The organism is Bradyrhizobium sp. 2TAF36 (assembly GCF_052114925.1).
Lineage (GTDB): Bacteria > Pseudomonadota > Alphaproteobacteria > Rhizobiales > Xanthobacteraceae > Bradyrhizobium > Bradyrhizobium barranii.
This window is the reverse complement of sequence record NZ_JBFRFR010000035.1, coordinates 55,969-69,655: the sequence shown is the minus strand read 5'-3', so window position 1 is coordinate 69,655 and position 13,687 is coordinate 55,969. Positions and strand designations below refer to the sequence as shown.

11 protein-coding genes and 2 tRNA genes are annotated in these 13,687 nt (G+C 63.8%); 3 read left to right on the top strand and 10 right to left on the bottom strand.

Going from position 1 to position 13,687, the window contains the following annotated elements:
• Nucleotide 1 precedes the first annotated feature (1 nt).
• Nucleotides 2–862 (bottom strand): class I SAM-dependent methyltransferase, encoded by an 861-nt coding sequence (locus AB4Z51_RS21320; protein ID WP_135215997.1) that lies wholly within the window; start codon nt 860–862, stop codon nt 2–4.
• Nucleotides 863–1,042: 180 nt separating this feature from the next.
• Nucleotides 1,043–1,234, bottom strand: a complete 192-nt coding sequence (locus AB4Z51_RS21315) for a hypothetical protein (protein WP_014494837.1) — start codon at nt 1,232–1,234, stop codon at nt 1,043–1,045.
• Nucleotides 1,235–1,667: 433 nt separating this feature from the next.
• On the opposite strand from AB4Z51_RS21315, the gene AB4Z51_RS21310 reads away from it, so the two are divergent.
• Nucleotides 1,668–1,744 (top strand) — tRNA-Val (locus AB4Z51_RS21310).
• 92 nt (nt 1,745–1,836) lie between these two features.
• Here the strand turns inward: AB4Z51_RS21310 and AB4Z51_RS21305 are convergent.
• The 6 genes from AB4Z51_RS21305 to AB4Z51_RS21280 form a co-directional block, all read right to left on the bottom strand.
• Complete coding sequence (locus AB4Z51_RS21305) at nt 1,837–2,298, bottom strand: GFA family protein (protein WP_441497904.1); 462 nt, start codon at nt 2,296–2,298, stop codon at nt 1,837–1,839.
• 13 nt (nt 2,299–2,311) lie between these two features.
• Nucleotides 2,312–4,735 (bottom strand): endopeptidase La, encoded by a 2,424-nt coding sequence (gene lon, locus AB4Z51_RS21300; RefSeq protein WP_028149034.1) that lies wholly within the window; start codon nt 4,733–4,735, stop codon nt 2,312–2,314.
• A 324-nt stretch (nt 4,736–5,059) separates the two neighbouring features.
• Nucleotides 5,060–6,331 (bottom strand): ATP-dependent Clp protease ATP-binding subunit ClpX, encoded by a 1,272-nt coding sequence (gene clpX, locus AB4Z51_RS21295; RefSeq protein WP_014494834.1) that lies wholly within the window; start codon nt 6,329–6,331, stop codon nt 5,060–5,062.
• A 461-nt stretch (nt 6,332–6,792) separates the two neighbouring features.
• Complete coding sequence (locus tag AB4Z51_RS21290) at nt 6,793–7,425, bottom strand: ATP-dependent Clp protease proteolytic subunit (protein WP_063982958.1); 633 nt, start codon at nt 7,423–7,425, stop codon at nt 6,793–6,795.
• 401 nt (nt 7,426–7,826) lie between these two features.
• Nucleotides 7,827–9,188, bottom strand: a complete 1,362-nt coding sequence (tig, locus tag AB4Z51_RS21285; protein ID WP_063982957.1) for a trigger factor — start codon at nt 9,186–9,188, stop codon at nt 7,827–7,829.
• 174 nt (nt 9,189–9,362) lie between these two features.
• Nucleotides 9,363–9,447, bottom strand: a tRNA-Leu gene (locus AB4Z51_RS21280).
• Nucleotides 9,448–9,601: 154 nt separating this feature from the next.
• Between AB4Z51_RS21280 and AB4Z51_RS21275 the strand changes: the two genes are divergently transcribed.
• Nucleotides 9,602–10,942: a multicopper oxidase family protein gene (locus tag AB4Z51_RS21275; RefSeq protein WP_135215994.1), complete on the top strand. Its 1,341-nt coding sequence runs from the start codon at nt 9,602–9,604 to the stop codon at nt 10,940–10,942.
• Between the two features lie 5 nt (nt 10,943–10,947).
• Here AB4Z51_RS21275 and AB4Z51_RS21270 read toward each other — a convergent pair whose 3' ends face one another.
• Entirely contained in the window at nt 10,948–11,385 is a 438-nt protein-coding gene (locus AB4Z51_RS21270; RefSeq protein ID WP_135215993.1) for a GNAT family N-acetyltransferase, read from the bottom strand.
• Nucleotides 11,385–12,884 carry an NAD(P)H-hydrate dehydratase gene (locus AB4Z51_RS21265; RefSeq protein WP_135215992.1) on the bottom strand — a complete coding sequence of 500 codons (1,500 nt, stop codon included), beginning with the start codon at nt 12,882–12,884 and terminating at the stop codon, nt 11,385–11,387. The genes AB4Z51_RS21270 and AB4Z51_RS21265 overlap by 1 nt, the downstream gene beginning before the upstream one ends.
• A 383-nt stretch (nt 12,885–13,267) precedes the next feature.
• On the opposite strand from AB4Z51_RS21265, the gene AB4Z51_RS21260 reads away from it, so the two are divergent.
• Nucleotides 13,268–13,606, top strand: a complete 339-nt coding sequence (locus tag AB4Z51_RS21260) for a P-II family nitrogen regulator (protein ID WP_007603495.1) — start codon at nt 13,268–13,270, stop codon at nt 13,604–13,606.
• Nucleotides 13,607–13,687: the final 81 nt, after the last annotated feature.

Genomic DNA, 13,687 nt, shown 5'->3' with positions numbered 1-13,687 from the left:
CCTACGCCGCCTTCGCCGTCACGATCCAGATTGCGCCCTGGAGCGCCACGCTCTGTCCTTTGAGGAACGGCGCGAGCATCTCGCGGATCGAGGCTTTTGCGGCGGCATAGGTCTCCGGCGGATGGCCCTGGAGCGCGCGGCTGGCCGGGCCGATCTGGAGCGCGCCGTCCACGGCGGCATCGAGCCCGCCGCCGATGGCGACATCCATCGCGAGATTGTGCGGCTCCATCGCCACGTCCACGAAGCCCGCGCCTTTCAGGATGCGCATCACGCGCTCCTCCGAGGCGAAGGCGAACGGGCCCGGCTCTTCCGGCCCGACCGGCGGCATCTTCGGGACATGTTTGTAGACCGCCATCAGCGGCGCCATCATCCACGGATTTTCCTTCGGCTCGCGCCAGCAGGCGAAGGCGAGCCGTCCGGTCGGCTTCAGCGCGCGGCGGAGGTTGGTGAAGGACGCAATGGGATCGGCGAAGAACATCACGCCGAAGCGCGATGCCAACAGGTCAAAGCTCGCCGGCTCGAACGGATGGACCGTCGCATCCGCCAGCACGAAATCGAGCGGCAGGCCTTTTGGCGCAAACGCGCGCGCCTGCGCCAGCATCGGGTCGGAGACGTCGAGGCCGAGCGCGAAGCCATCGGGCGCGACAGCCTTCGCGAACGCGAACGTCGTCGCGCCGGAGCCGCAGCCGACATCGAGAACGCGCTCGCCCGGCTTCGGCTTGGCGCGATCGATCAGCACGGCGGCGATGGGGCCGAGCAAGCTTTCCTGGGCCGCGTGCCGATCGGCCCAGCGCTGCCCGCTCGGACCGTTCCAATAGGCGATCTGGTCGGCATTCTCTGCGTGTCCGCTTGGCTGTTCCATGGATCCCCTCCGGCAGCTTGGTCGAAAGACCCCGATGCCGAAAAGCAAGGACGCCGTCAACTGAGGCGGCCTGTTCGGTCCACCTGTCAGCGAGACGTTCTTGCGTTCACGCCGCACGACACGGCGTCAGAGGTTGACGGACCGCCGAGGTCTTCAACTGCCGACCTGCGCTACGCCGGATCATTCGGCCGCGAGCGAAACTCCGGTTCGCTTGGCGAGGACGCGGCGAAAGTCGGCTGCCAGCTCGTCGTAATAGTTGGCAAGCTCCTCGTAGAAGGCCCGACCGGCCTCATCAGGAGCTTCTTGAGCCGCTTTCATGCAGTGGGCGGCTTTCGACTCGTACCTTTCCAGCTTGATGCGAAGATCACTCATCACGGCGATACTCCACGCTGCCACAGGGAGCCGTCACGTTGGTTCGGATGGCGATCAAAAAGATGACCGAAAAAGGGCAATTTTGGACCCTTGGAGGGCGGCTCGTGGGCGTCCGATGCCAGGCGCAACGAGGCAGGACAGCCGCCTGCGGCCAAATCGGCGCGCCGTCAGCCGGAACTACCAAATTGGAATGATCGAGCCGCGGCGGCTCATGCGTCGCGCTTCGCTCAAACACGCTCGGCAACAATGTCGGTAGATGAGGTCCAGCAGAGCACACATTGGCCACCCCTCCATCGTGAATTGCGGGGGACATTGGCCGACTCGCGGGCGGACGCCTGTGACAATCATCACAAAGGCGGTCTTGCTCGAGCCCTGTTTGCGATGCGTTCGGGCCTTGCTCGAACACCCGCGGGAGGGCTAAAGAGGCGCCTTGGGGCGGTTAGCTCAGCTGGTTAGAGCATCTCGTTTACACCGAGAGGGTCCGCGGTTCGAATCCGTGACCGCCCACCAGCCCGCGCTCGCGCAGCGACGCAGGCTGCCACGCCGAATCCCAACGGGCGAAGGCGGGCTTTTTGCGGCGAGCTTCGGCTTGGCAAGCCAGCCTAATCCCCCGGCCTCCCCGGCAGCAACGGCACCGCGTCGATCCACACCGCCGCCGACTGGCACCAGATCTGCCTGACGGGCCGCAATTTGTCGCGCTGCCGGATTGAGCCCCAGCGGATACCCCAATCGTCAGCCTGGTCGCCCTCGCCGCTGGTGAACAGCGGGGAACCGCAGTCGGCGCAGAAGTGCTGGAAGCGCATCCGGCCGTTGTCGCCGCGCTTGCCGTAGACTTTTGGCGTGCCGCTGGTCAGCATGACGTCGGCGTTGCTACAGATCGCGGTCACCCGGAACGGCGATCCCGTCAGGGTCTGACAATCCCGGCAATGGCAGACCGACACCGTCTCGGGATCGATCTCGGCCTCGAAGGTGATCTGCCCGCAATGGCACTGCCCCGTCGATCTGCATCGCCCTGATCCCTGCCCCCAAAACAAAAACGGCGCCCGAAGGCGCCGTTTTATCATCTTTCGCTGAACCTTAGTGAGCGGTCAGTCCGCCGGCGGCCTCGTCCCCGTCCGGCTTCACCGTCACCTTGGTGTCCTCTTCCCAGACGATCGGCACCGGCTTCTTCACCAAGGCCTTGGCGACGACGTCGTCCAGACGTGACACCGGGATGATCTCCATGCCGCCCTTGATCGCATCGGAAATCTCCGTGAGATCCTTGGCGTTATCCTCGGGGATCAGCACCGTCTTGATGCCCCCGCGGGCAGCGGCCAGCAGCTTCTCCTTCAGGCCGCCGATCGGCAACACACGGCCGCGCAGCGTGATCTCGCCGGTCATCGCGACATCGTGGCGGACCGGAATGCCGGTCATGACCGAGATGATCGCGGTGGCCATCGCCACGCCCGCCGACGGACCGTCCTTCGGCGTCGCGCCTTCCGGCACGTGCACGTGGATGTCGCGCCGGTCGAACAGCGGCGGCTCGATGCCGTAGACGATCGCACGCGAGCGCACGTAGGACGCCGCCGCCGAGATCGATTCCTTCATCACGTCGCGCAGATTGCCCGTGACCGTCATCTTGCCCTTGCCGGGCATCATGACGCCTTCGATGGTCAACAGCTCGCCGCCGACATCGGTCCAGGCAAGGCCCGTGACGATACCGACCTGCGGCTCGCTCTCGATCTCGCCGAAGCGGTACTTCGGCACGCCGAGCAACTCTTCCAGAGTCTTCTCGGTGACCTTGACCGACTTCTTCTTGGAGATCATCAGCTCCTTCACCGCCTTGCGGGCGAGTGTGGAGAGCTCACGCTCCAGATTACGCACGCCCGCTTCGCGGGTGTAGCGGCGGATCAACAGCAGCAGCGCGTCGTCGTCGATCGAGAACTCCTTGGAGTCCAGGCCGTGCTTGGACACCGCGTTCGGGATCAGATGCTTGCGTGCGATCTCGACCTTCTCGTTCTCGGTGTAGCCCGCGATCCGGATGATCTCCATGCGGTCCATCAGCGGCCCCGGAATATTGAGCGTATTCGCGGTCGTGATGAACATCACGTTGGACAGATCGTAGTCGACCTCGAGGTAGTGGTCGTTGAAGGTCCCGTTCTGCTCGGGGTCCAGGACCTCGAGCAGCGCCGAAGACGGATCGCCGCGGAAATCGGCGCCCATCTTGTCGATCTCGTCCAGCAGGAACAGCGGATTGGACGACTTCGCCTTCCGCATCGACTGGATGATCTTGCCGGGCATCGAGCCGATATAGGTGCGGCGGTGACCGCGGATCTCGGCCTCATCGCGCACGCCGCCGAGCGAGACGCGCACGAACTCACGTCCGGTCGCCTTCGCGATCGACTTGCCGAGCGAGGTCTTGCCGACGCCGGGCGGTCCGACGAGGCAGAGGATCGGGCCCGTCAGCTTGTTGGCGCGCGACTGCACCGCGAGATACTCGACGATACGGTCCTTGACCTTCTCCAGCCCGTAGTGATCGGCATCCAGAACCGCCTGCGCCGATTCCAGATCCTTCTTCACCTTGGACTTCTTGTTCCACGGGATCGACAGCAGCCAATCCAGATAGTTGCGCACGACGGTCGCTTCCGCGGACATCGGCGACATCTGGCGCAGCTTCTTCAATTCATGCTGCGCCTTCTCGCGCGCTTCCTTGGAGAGCTTGGTCTTGGAGATCTTCTCTTCGAGATCGGCGAGTTCGTCGCGACCGTCGTCGTCGCCGAGCTCCTTCTGGATCGCCTTCATCTGCTCGTTGAGATAATACTCGCGCTGGGTCTTCTCCATCTGGCGCTTGACGCGCGAGCGGATGCGCTTCTCGACCTGCAGCACCGAGATCTCGCTCTCCATCAGGCCCAGCACCTTCTCGAGGCGCGTGGTGACCGACAGCGTCTCCAGGATTTGCTGGCGATCCGCAATCTTGACGGCGAGATGCGAGGCAACGGTGTCGGCGAGCTTGGCGAAATCGGTGATCGCCTGCACGACCCCGACGACCTCGGCCGAGATCTTCTTGTTGAGCTTCACATAGCTCTCGAAATCGGACACGACCGAGCGCGACAGTGCCTCCGCCTCGACCGACTTCGCATCGGTGTCGGCGAGCGCAATCGCGGTCGCTTCGTAGTACTCGCTGCGATCGGTGTATTTCTGCACGCGCGCACGCTCGAGCCCTTCGACCAGCACCTTCACGGTGCCGTCGGGAAGCTTCAAGAGCTGAAGCACGCTGGCGAGCGTACCGGTCTCGTAAATGGCATCGGGCGCCGGATCATCGTCGGACGCGTTCTTCTGCGTCGCGAGCATGATCAGCGCGTCGTTCTTCATCACCTCTTCGAGCGCGCGGATCGACTTCTCGCGACCGACGAAGAGCGGAACGATCATGTGCGGGAAGACGACGATGTCGCGCAGCGGCAGCACGGGATAGGCGTGCGTTTCGCCATGGACGATGGTTGGCCGGGGTTTTGGATTAGTCATGGCCTTTTCCTTTTGCTTTACCCCCTTGCACGCAGCCCGCCATGCTCATGCGCAACCGCCACAAGGTGCCGAGGTGATCCACAAAACCGGCCTACCATTCTAAGGTTGGACCGGGCTTGCCGGATCGGAACTGAGGCGAATCTTGAAGAGAATTTTCGCTCGCCGTCGACATTAGGTGGCTATCGACCGGGGGGGTGTCAAGTCATTGAAAGACGCGCGCCATCAGGCGCTTACGCACGCGTATAAGCGACGCAACATCGGCTGCGGAGAACCATTCCGCAGCCGCTACTATCAAAGACGATTGGAGCGTTCCAGCGCCGCAAATCAGGCGCTGGCGTTCTCGACGGCGCGATCGGACCGATCGGCGTAGATGTAGAGCGGACGGGCCGTACCTTCCACGACTTCGCGCGAAATCACGACTTCTTCCACACCTTCCAGGCCCGGCAGGTCGAACATGGTCTCGAGCAGGATCGCCTCGAGGATCGAACGCAGACCACGCGCGCCGGTCTTGCGCTCGATCGCCTTGCGGGCGACCGCGCCAAGCGCCTCGTCGGCGAAGGTCAGCTCGATGTTCTCCATCTCGAACAGCCGCTGGTACTGTTTCACCAGCGCGTTCTTCGGCTCGGTGAGGATCTTCTTCAGCGAAGTCTCGTCCAGATCCTCGAGCGTCGCCACGACCGGCAGACGGCCGACGAATTCGGGGATGAGACCGTACTTCAGGAGGTCCTCAGGCTCGACGTGGCGGAAGATCTCGCCGGTACGGCGATCCTCCGGCGCGAGCACCTGGGCGGCGAAGCCGATCGAGGTCGACCGCCCGCGCGCCGAGATGATCTTCTCGAGGCCGGCGAACGCACCGCCGCAGATGAACAGGATGTTGGTGGTATCCACCTGCAGGAACTCCTGCTGCGGATGCTTGCGGCCGCCCTGCGGCGGGACCGAAGCCACCGTGCCTTCCATGATCTTCAGCAGCGCCTGCTGCACGCCCTCACCCGACACGTCGCGCGTGATCGAGGGATTGTCGGACTTGCGGCTGATCTTGTCGATTTCGTCGATGTAGACGATGCCGCGCTGGGCGCGCTCGACATTGTAGTCGGCGGCCTGGAGCAGCTTCAGGATGATGTTCTCGACGTCCTCGCCGACATAGCCGGCTTCGGTCAGCGTCGTGGCATCGGCCATCGTGAACGGCACGTCCAGGATGCGGGCGAGCGTCTGCGCGAGCAGCGTCTTGCCCGAACCGGTCGGACCGATCAGCAGGATGTTCGACTTCGCGAGCTCAACGTCGTTGTGCTTGGTCTGGTGGTTGAGGCGCTTGTAGTGATTGTGCACCGCGACCGACAGGACCTTCTTCGCATGGCTCTGGCCGATGACGTAATCGTCCAGGACCTTGCAGATTTCCTTCGGCGTCGGAATGCCGTCGCGCGACTTCACGAGCGAGGATTTGTTTTCCTCGCGGATGATGTCCATGCAGAGCTCAACGCACTCGTCGCAGATGAAGACCGTGGGACCCGCGATCAGTTTGCGGACTTCGTGCTGGCTCTTGCCGCAGAACGAGCAATACAGTGTGTTCTTGGAGTCGCTCGTGCCGACCTTACTCATTCATGTCTCCGTCCGCGGTTCGATCCCGCTCCGCTCGATCGCTCCATTCCGGCACGCATGCCGTATGAAGTTCAAATAGAGCAAATTCCGTACCAAAAAAGACCCTACGCGTTAGATCCCGTGCGAATCACGGTCACTCGATTCTCCGCGATCATAGCCGATCAATCGTAGCCAACCATGCTGTCACCCGACTATCAAGAATTCGCTAATCGAGGGGGCGCTGGCTACCCGTGACAATACCGTGATTTCACGTCTTGGCACGGACGAAGTGATCGAAATCGCCCCGGAGTTGCTGGATTGCCACGAAAAACAAGCACGAAAGCGGAACTTTCTGCCTGTCGCGGGGCGCAAGACTGTTTTTTGCGCCGCCGCGTAGTGCGCCGTTAACGTGAACGTCGCCCTGACGATCCCGAGAAATCCCCATAGGTATTCCAGGGATCGATGTTGCAGCCCCGTTCGCGTTACTGCGGTTTCGCCGCCGGCTCTTCGGCGCGCTTGTCGATGACCCTGTCGACCAGGCCGAACTCCTTGGCGTCGTTCGCGGTGAGGAACTTGTCGCGTTCCAGCGCGTCCTCGATCGTCTTGTAGGTCTGACCGGTGTGCTTCACGTAGATCTCGTTGAGCCGCTTCTTCAGGTTCAGGATTTCCTGCGCGTGCAGCATGATGTCGGTGGCCTGGCCCTGGAAGCCACCGGAGGGCTGATGCACCATGATGCGCGCGTTCGGCAGCGAGAAGCGCATGTCCTTCTCGCCGGCGCAGAGCAGCAGCGAGCCCATCGAGGCGGCCTGGCCCGTGCACAGCGTCGAGACCGGCGGGCGGATGAACTGCATGGTGTCGTAGATCGCAAGGCCCGACGTCACCACGCCGCCCGGCGAGTTGATGTACATCGAGATTTCCTTCTTCGGATTTTCCGCTTCAAGGAACAGGAGCTGCGCGACCACCAGCGTCGACATGCCGTCCTCGACCGGCCCGGTCAGGAAAATGATGCGCTCCTTCAACAGGCGCGAGAAGATGTCGTAGGCGCGCTCGCCACGGTTGGTCTGCTCGACCACCATGGGCACGAGGTTCATGTAGGTTTCAACCGGATCGCGCATGAGTCACCTAGGGTTTTAGGAGGCGGACATTGCCAGTCTTGGCTGCCAGTTTGGCTGGATTTGCCGGAAGGCCGATGGACGCCAGTGATGCAGGAAGTGGGTAGAGGTAGAACGCTTGGTATAAGACTTGGGTACAGGGCGTACCGACAGATATAGCCCAATTCGCGCCAGACAAGTGCGGAGCGAATTAAGGCTTAATCCACGGGGCACTTGAAGCTGATTCTCGCAAACAGGCCCAGCCAGCCAGTTGGCTAGCCGGGCCCCTTTGCTGATCATCCTTAATGGAAGGCTTTCCTAGAGCCCCGTTCCGATTGAATCGGAACGGGGCTCTAGATTCTAAGTTTGACGCGTTTTCTTTACGCGAACCGGTATCCACTTCGCTCGAAAACGCTCTAGAGCCTTCAGGCTGCGGTCTTTTCCGCGTCCTCGTCCTTGTAGAGGTCCTCGCGCGAGACCTTCTTCTCGGTCACGTTGGCGAGCTCGAGGATGAAGTCGACGACCTTGTCCTCGTAAATCGGTGCACGAAGCTGGGCCAGCGCCTGGGCGTTGCTGCGGTAATAGTCCCAGACTTCCTTCTCGCGGCCCGGCATCGAGCGAGCGCGCTCGATCACGGCGCGGCCGACCTCGTCGTCGGTCACGGTGATCTTGTTCTTCTCGCCGATCTCGGACAGCACGAGGCCGAGCCGAACGCGGCGGTCGGCGATCTTGCGGTACTCGTCCTTGGCCTTGTCTTCGGTGGTATCCTCGTCCGCGAAGGTCTTGCCGGCCGAATCCATCTCGGCCTTGACCGAGTTCCACATCAGATTGAACTCCTCGTCGACGAGCGACGGCGGCGCTTCGAAGCGATGCGCCTCGTCGAGGCGGTCGAGCAGCGCACGCTTGACGCGCTGGCGCGTCGCGCCGGCGAACTCGGCAGCCAGACGCTCGCGCGCGGCTTCCTTCAGCTTGTCCAGCGATTCGAGGCCCAGCGTCTTGGCGAACTCGTCATCGATCGCGACGTCCTGCGGCGCCTCGATCGAGGTCGCGGTGGTCTCGAACTCGGCCGGCTGGCCGGCGAGCTTGTCGTTCATGTAGTTCTTGGGGAACGACACTTTCAGCGTGCGCGTCTCGCCCGCGCCGATGCCGGTGAGCTGCTCCTCGAAGCCGGGGATGAAGGTATTGGAACCGATCGCTACCTGGATGCCCTCGCCGGTGCCGCCCTCGAAGACTTCGCCGTTGATGGTGCCCTTGAAGTTGATGGTGACGCGGTCGCCCGACTCGGCCTTGGCGCCCTCGGCCTTGGCCGCATAGCCGCGGTTGCTGTCGGCGATGCGCTTGATGGCTTCGTCGACATCGGTGTCGGACACGTCAGCGACGGGCTTCTCGACCTGGAAGCTCTTGAAGTCGGCGAGCGCGATCGCGGGCACCACTTCGATCGCGACCGTGTAGGTCAGATCGGTCTTGCCGTTGAGCAGTTCCTCGACCTCGGCCTGCTCGCTCGGCATGGTGATCTTCGGCTCGGTCGCAAGCTTGAAGCCACGGTCGGAGAACAGCTGCGTGTTGGTGTCGCGGATGGTCTGGTCGATGGTCTCGGCCATCACCGAGCGGCCATAGACCTTCTTCAGGTGAGCGACCGGCACCTTGCCGGGGCGGAAGCCGTTGATGCGGACCTTGTCCTTGAGATCGACGAGTTTGGCACCAGCCTTGGCGTCGAGATCAGACGCGGGAACGCTGATCTTGAACTCGTGCTTCAAACCTTCCGAGAGGGTTTCTGTGACCTGCATGGCGTCCAATCTTCTTCTCGCTCGGCCCCGGCACGCATGCGTCGGGACGCTGTCATTAATCGAACCGGCGCGAGGCAAGACGCCTCAACGCCGGTGGTTCATCGGACCACTTCCGCCGGAAACACTCCGTGAGGAAGCAGCCCTTTGGTAATCCGTGCAAACGCTGAAAGCGCTTGGTGCGGGCGGAGGGACTCGAACCCCCACAACTTTCGTCACTGGAACCTAAATCCAGCGCGTCTACCAGTTCCGCCACGCCCGCGTGAATTTGCATCAAGACCGGCCGCGATGCCGCGGGCGGCCGGGCTTATAGCATGTGCCTGACTGTTCGCAGCAAAAAAATGGCCCGATAGAGTCAGGCTTTAAGTAGGCGCGACGGCTGGACTTATCCAGCGCTTCATGGTCCGCATCAAGCCATGAAAACGCGGATCTCTGACCCGACCCGGCGTGAGGTTTTGGCCGGACTTGGAGCTGGACTTGGAGCCGGACTTGGAGCCGGACTTGGAGCCTCCGCGGCCGGGCTGATCGCCGGCGGCGCAACCCCCGCTGTCACCGCCCAGCTCGCCCTGCAGGCAAGGCCGGCAACCCTGGCGCTCAGGCCGGGTCAGCCGGCGACACCGATCTGGGAGCTGGCCGCCGTAAGCCATATCGGGAACGTCCGTCTCAAGCGAGGCGACCGCTGCGAGGTGGTCTTCCGGAACGACCTGCCTGTCCCGCTTGCGCCAGTCTGGTACGGCCTGAATGGCCCGGCCGGGGCCGACCCGTTGCGAGGGCGTACGCCGACTGCGCCGAATGTGACTGAAACCTCAATTGTTTCAATACCAAACGCAGGAACTCTGGCAGCCGACTTCCGTCTCTTCGAAGACGGTCTGAAGCTGCCCGCGCGCCCGCTTCCGATCATCGCCGGCGAGACAAATCGCGTCCCTGTCGACCGCGACGAGGTCCTGTTGATCGAGGAATGGCGCCTGCGGCCGGATGGGACCGCGCTTCCGCCCGGCCGCGTTCCCGAGGACACGACACCGCTCTTCACGCTCAATGGGCGGACTTCATTCGAACTCTCAGCGGCGGCCGGCGAGCGGCTGCGGCTGCGCTTTATCAACGGCTCGCAACGTTCTGTTCTGGCGATCAAATTGGAAGGCCACGAGGTCCAGGTGATGGCCCTCGACGGACAGCCGGCCGAGCCATTCCCGGCGCGCAACGGCGCCCTGGTGCTCGCCCCCGGCGCACGCGCCGACGCCTTCGTGGACGCGGCCACATCGGCCCCATTCCTGTTGCATGACGGCAAGGAGGCGCGCCAGGTCGGGAGCCTCACGATATCAGGCAAGCTCGAGCGGCGCGCGCCGCTGCTGCCACCACAGCCGCTCCCCCTGAACGACCTCCCCGAGAAGCTCGACCTCAAAGGCGCCCTGCGGTTCGATGTCGCGCTCGGCGCGCCCGACGCCGGCTGGGCACGGCCTGCAAGCTTCTCCGTCTCCTCCAATCCGGCCTTCCGCGCCAGGACCGGCCGCACCGTCGTGCTGGCCCTCAAGAACCCCGGACCGGCCACGATCGTGTTTCACCTGCACGGCCATCATTTTCGCCTGCTCGACAAGCTCGACGACGGCTGGAAGCCCTACTGGCTCGACACGCTCGCAATCGAGCCCGGCCAAACCCAGCGCATCGCATTCGCGGCGACCTCACCCGGACCCTGGCTGATCGAATCCGTCGTGACCGACTGGGCCGCGCCGCGGCTGGTGCGCTGGTACGGGGTGGAGTGAGCGACTTACCGGCGCGTCCAGAGGTAGCGAGCGTCGGGCTCCCGCTCCTCGTTCCGCGCCCCGTCGGTCTGCTCAACCAGTGCGAACCCGCGCGCCTCATAGAAGCGCCGCGCCGGCGCGTTGCGCTCGAAGGTCCAGAGCTCCAGCTGGTCGCTGGCCCGCTTGGCGACATCGAGGAGTTCTGTGCCGACGCCGCACCCCTGGGCGGCGGGAAGCACATAGAGCTGCTCGACCCAACCTTCGCGGAAGGCGATGATCCCGCTCAGGACGCCATCATCGAACCGTCCCCACACACGGCACGTCGTGAAAACGCGCTCGCGGTAAAACCAGCTGTCCTCGTCAGGTGTGTGCAGCCCAACGAGCCACGGCATCGCCCGGTCAAACGCAATCCGATGGACCTGCGCGGCCTCGCCCATATCGGTGAGTGCGAGCAGCCTGAGCACTAGTACTCCACCCCGAGCGCATTATAGATCCGCCGGTGCACGGCCGGCAGCGTCTCGGTCAGGTCCTCCGCGATCAGGCCGGGCCCCGCCTCGCTTCCCGCCTCGCCATGCATCCAGACGCCGATGCTGGCGGCTTCGAAGGCCGGCACGCCCTGCGCCAGAAGTCCTGCGATGATGCCGGCGAGCACGTCGCCGGCGCCGGCGGTGGCGAGCCAGGGCGGCGCGTTGGCGGCGATGGTGGCGCGCCCGTCGGGCGCGGCGATGGTGGTATCCGGCCCCTTCAGCAGCACGACCGCACCACAGCGCTCGGCGGCGGCGCGGACGCGCTCCAGCTTCGAGCGGCCCGGATGTTTGTTGCTGAGGTCGGAGAACAGGCGCGGAAATTCACCCTCGTGCGGCGTCAGCACGACCGCACTGTCCTCAGAGGACTTGATCGATTCAAACAGCCGCTCGGGGTTTGCGGCAAAGCTCGTCAGCGCATCCGCGTCCAGCACCAGATGCCGCTGCGCGTGAAGCGCCGTGTGGACCAGATCGCAGGTGCGATCGCCGACGCCCGCGCCGGGTCCGATCAGGCAGGTGTTGTAGCGCTTGTCGCCGAGCAACGCGCCGAATTCGACCGCTGTGTCGCAGGCCCGAACCATCACCGCGGTGAGCGCGCTGGCATTGATCGCGAGCGCATCGCGCGGGGTCGCCAGCGTCACGAGGCCGGCTCCGGCCCGCAAAGCGCCACGGGCGGCGAGCCGCGCTGCGCCAGTCGCGGCGGCATCGCCCGAGACCGCCAGCACGTGGCCCCGTGCGAATTTATGGCCGTCGATGCGCGGCACCGGAAAGGCGGTGCCCCAGAAATCCGGATCGTTCTCGAAGGTCCGCGGCGCGATCTCGTCCAGCACCTGTGCGTCGATGCCGATGTCGGCGACGCGCACGTGGCCGCAATGCATCCGGCCGGGCAGCAGCAAATGCGCCGGCTTCTTGCGGAAGAAGGTGACGGTCTCGGTGGCGTTCACCGCCGCACCCATCAAAGCTGCGCTGGTGCCGTTGATGCCGCTCGGCAGGTCGACCGCGAGCACCGGGGCGCCGTTGGCGTTGATCGCTTCGATCATCGCATGCGCCTCGCCGTCGACCGGGCGACTGAGGCCCGCGCCGAACAGCGCATCGATGATCAGCGCGGGCTTGCCGATCGCCTGCGGATTGAACGGCAGCACCGGGTGCTTCCAGCCGCGCGCCGCGGAGGCCGCGTCACCCTGGAGCTGGTCGCGCTCGCACATCAGGATCACCGAGACGTCGCGCCCTTGCGCGGCGAGCTCCGCGGCTGCGACAAAACCGTCGCCGCCATTGTTGCCGGGACCGGCCACGATCAGGATCGGCCCCTCCTCCACCAGCGCATTGGCGGCCTCCGCGACCGCCTGCCCCGCGCTGAGCATCAGCTTGAAGCCGGGCGTGCCTGCCGCAATACTGAGCTGGTCGGCACGCTGCATTTCAGCGTTGGTCAGAACTTCCATGCCACTTCCCTGGTCCAAACGCCTTTTCAACAGGCACGTTCCGTACAGGCCCACCCGGCAGAACAACGATTTGCACAGATATTGAACCGATTGCCTATTTCGTAGTCTGCGGTATTTTGAGCCAGTCGGCTCCACCTATCAGGGATGCGCGTTAAAAGGCTGATAACGCTCCAATAATCAGGGCATTTGCAACTTGGCATAGACCCTGCTTTCGAGGAAGCCGCTTCGGTTCGTCGTGCTCACTGGCAATCTATCAGGGTGTGGCCGGCCGTTGTTGCCGGGCTGGTCAGGCATCCCGGCATAGCGAAGACAAGATCGTGCGTTAAGAAAAGCGCATCCTGACGAAGACGTTGCTATTTGATCGAAAGGCCGGGAGGCGCGCAGTGAAGAAAATCGAAGCCATCATCAAGCCATTCAAGCTCGACGAGGTGAAGGAAGCGCTTCAGGAAGTCGGCCTGCAAGGCATCACCGTGACCGAGGCCAAGGGCTTTGGCCGGCAGAAGGGCCACGCCGAGCTTTACCGCGGCGCAGAATACATCGTCGATTTCCTCCCCAAGGTGAAGATCGAGATCGTGATCGGCGACGATCTGGTCGAGCGCGCCATCGACGCGATCCGCCGCGCCGCGCAGACCGGGCGCATCGGCGACGGCAAGATTTTCGTCTCCAATATCGAAGAGGCGATCCGCATCCGGACCGGCGAATCCGGGCTGGACGCTATCTGAGCCGGGTGCTATCCCGCATTTTGCGACACTCCGACAAGAAAAAGGCTGCTTCGGCGGCCTGATTTTGTTTGTGCGCTCGCG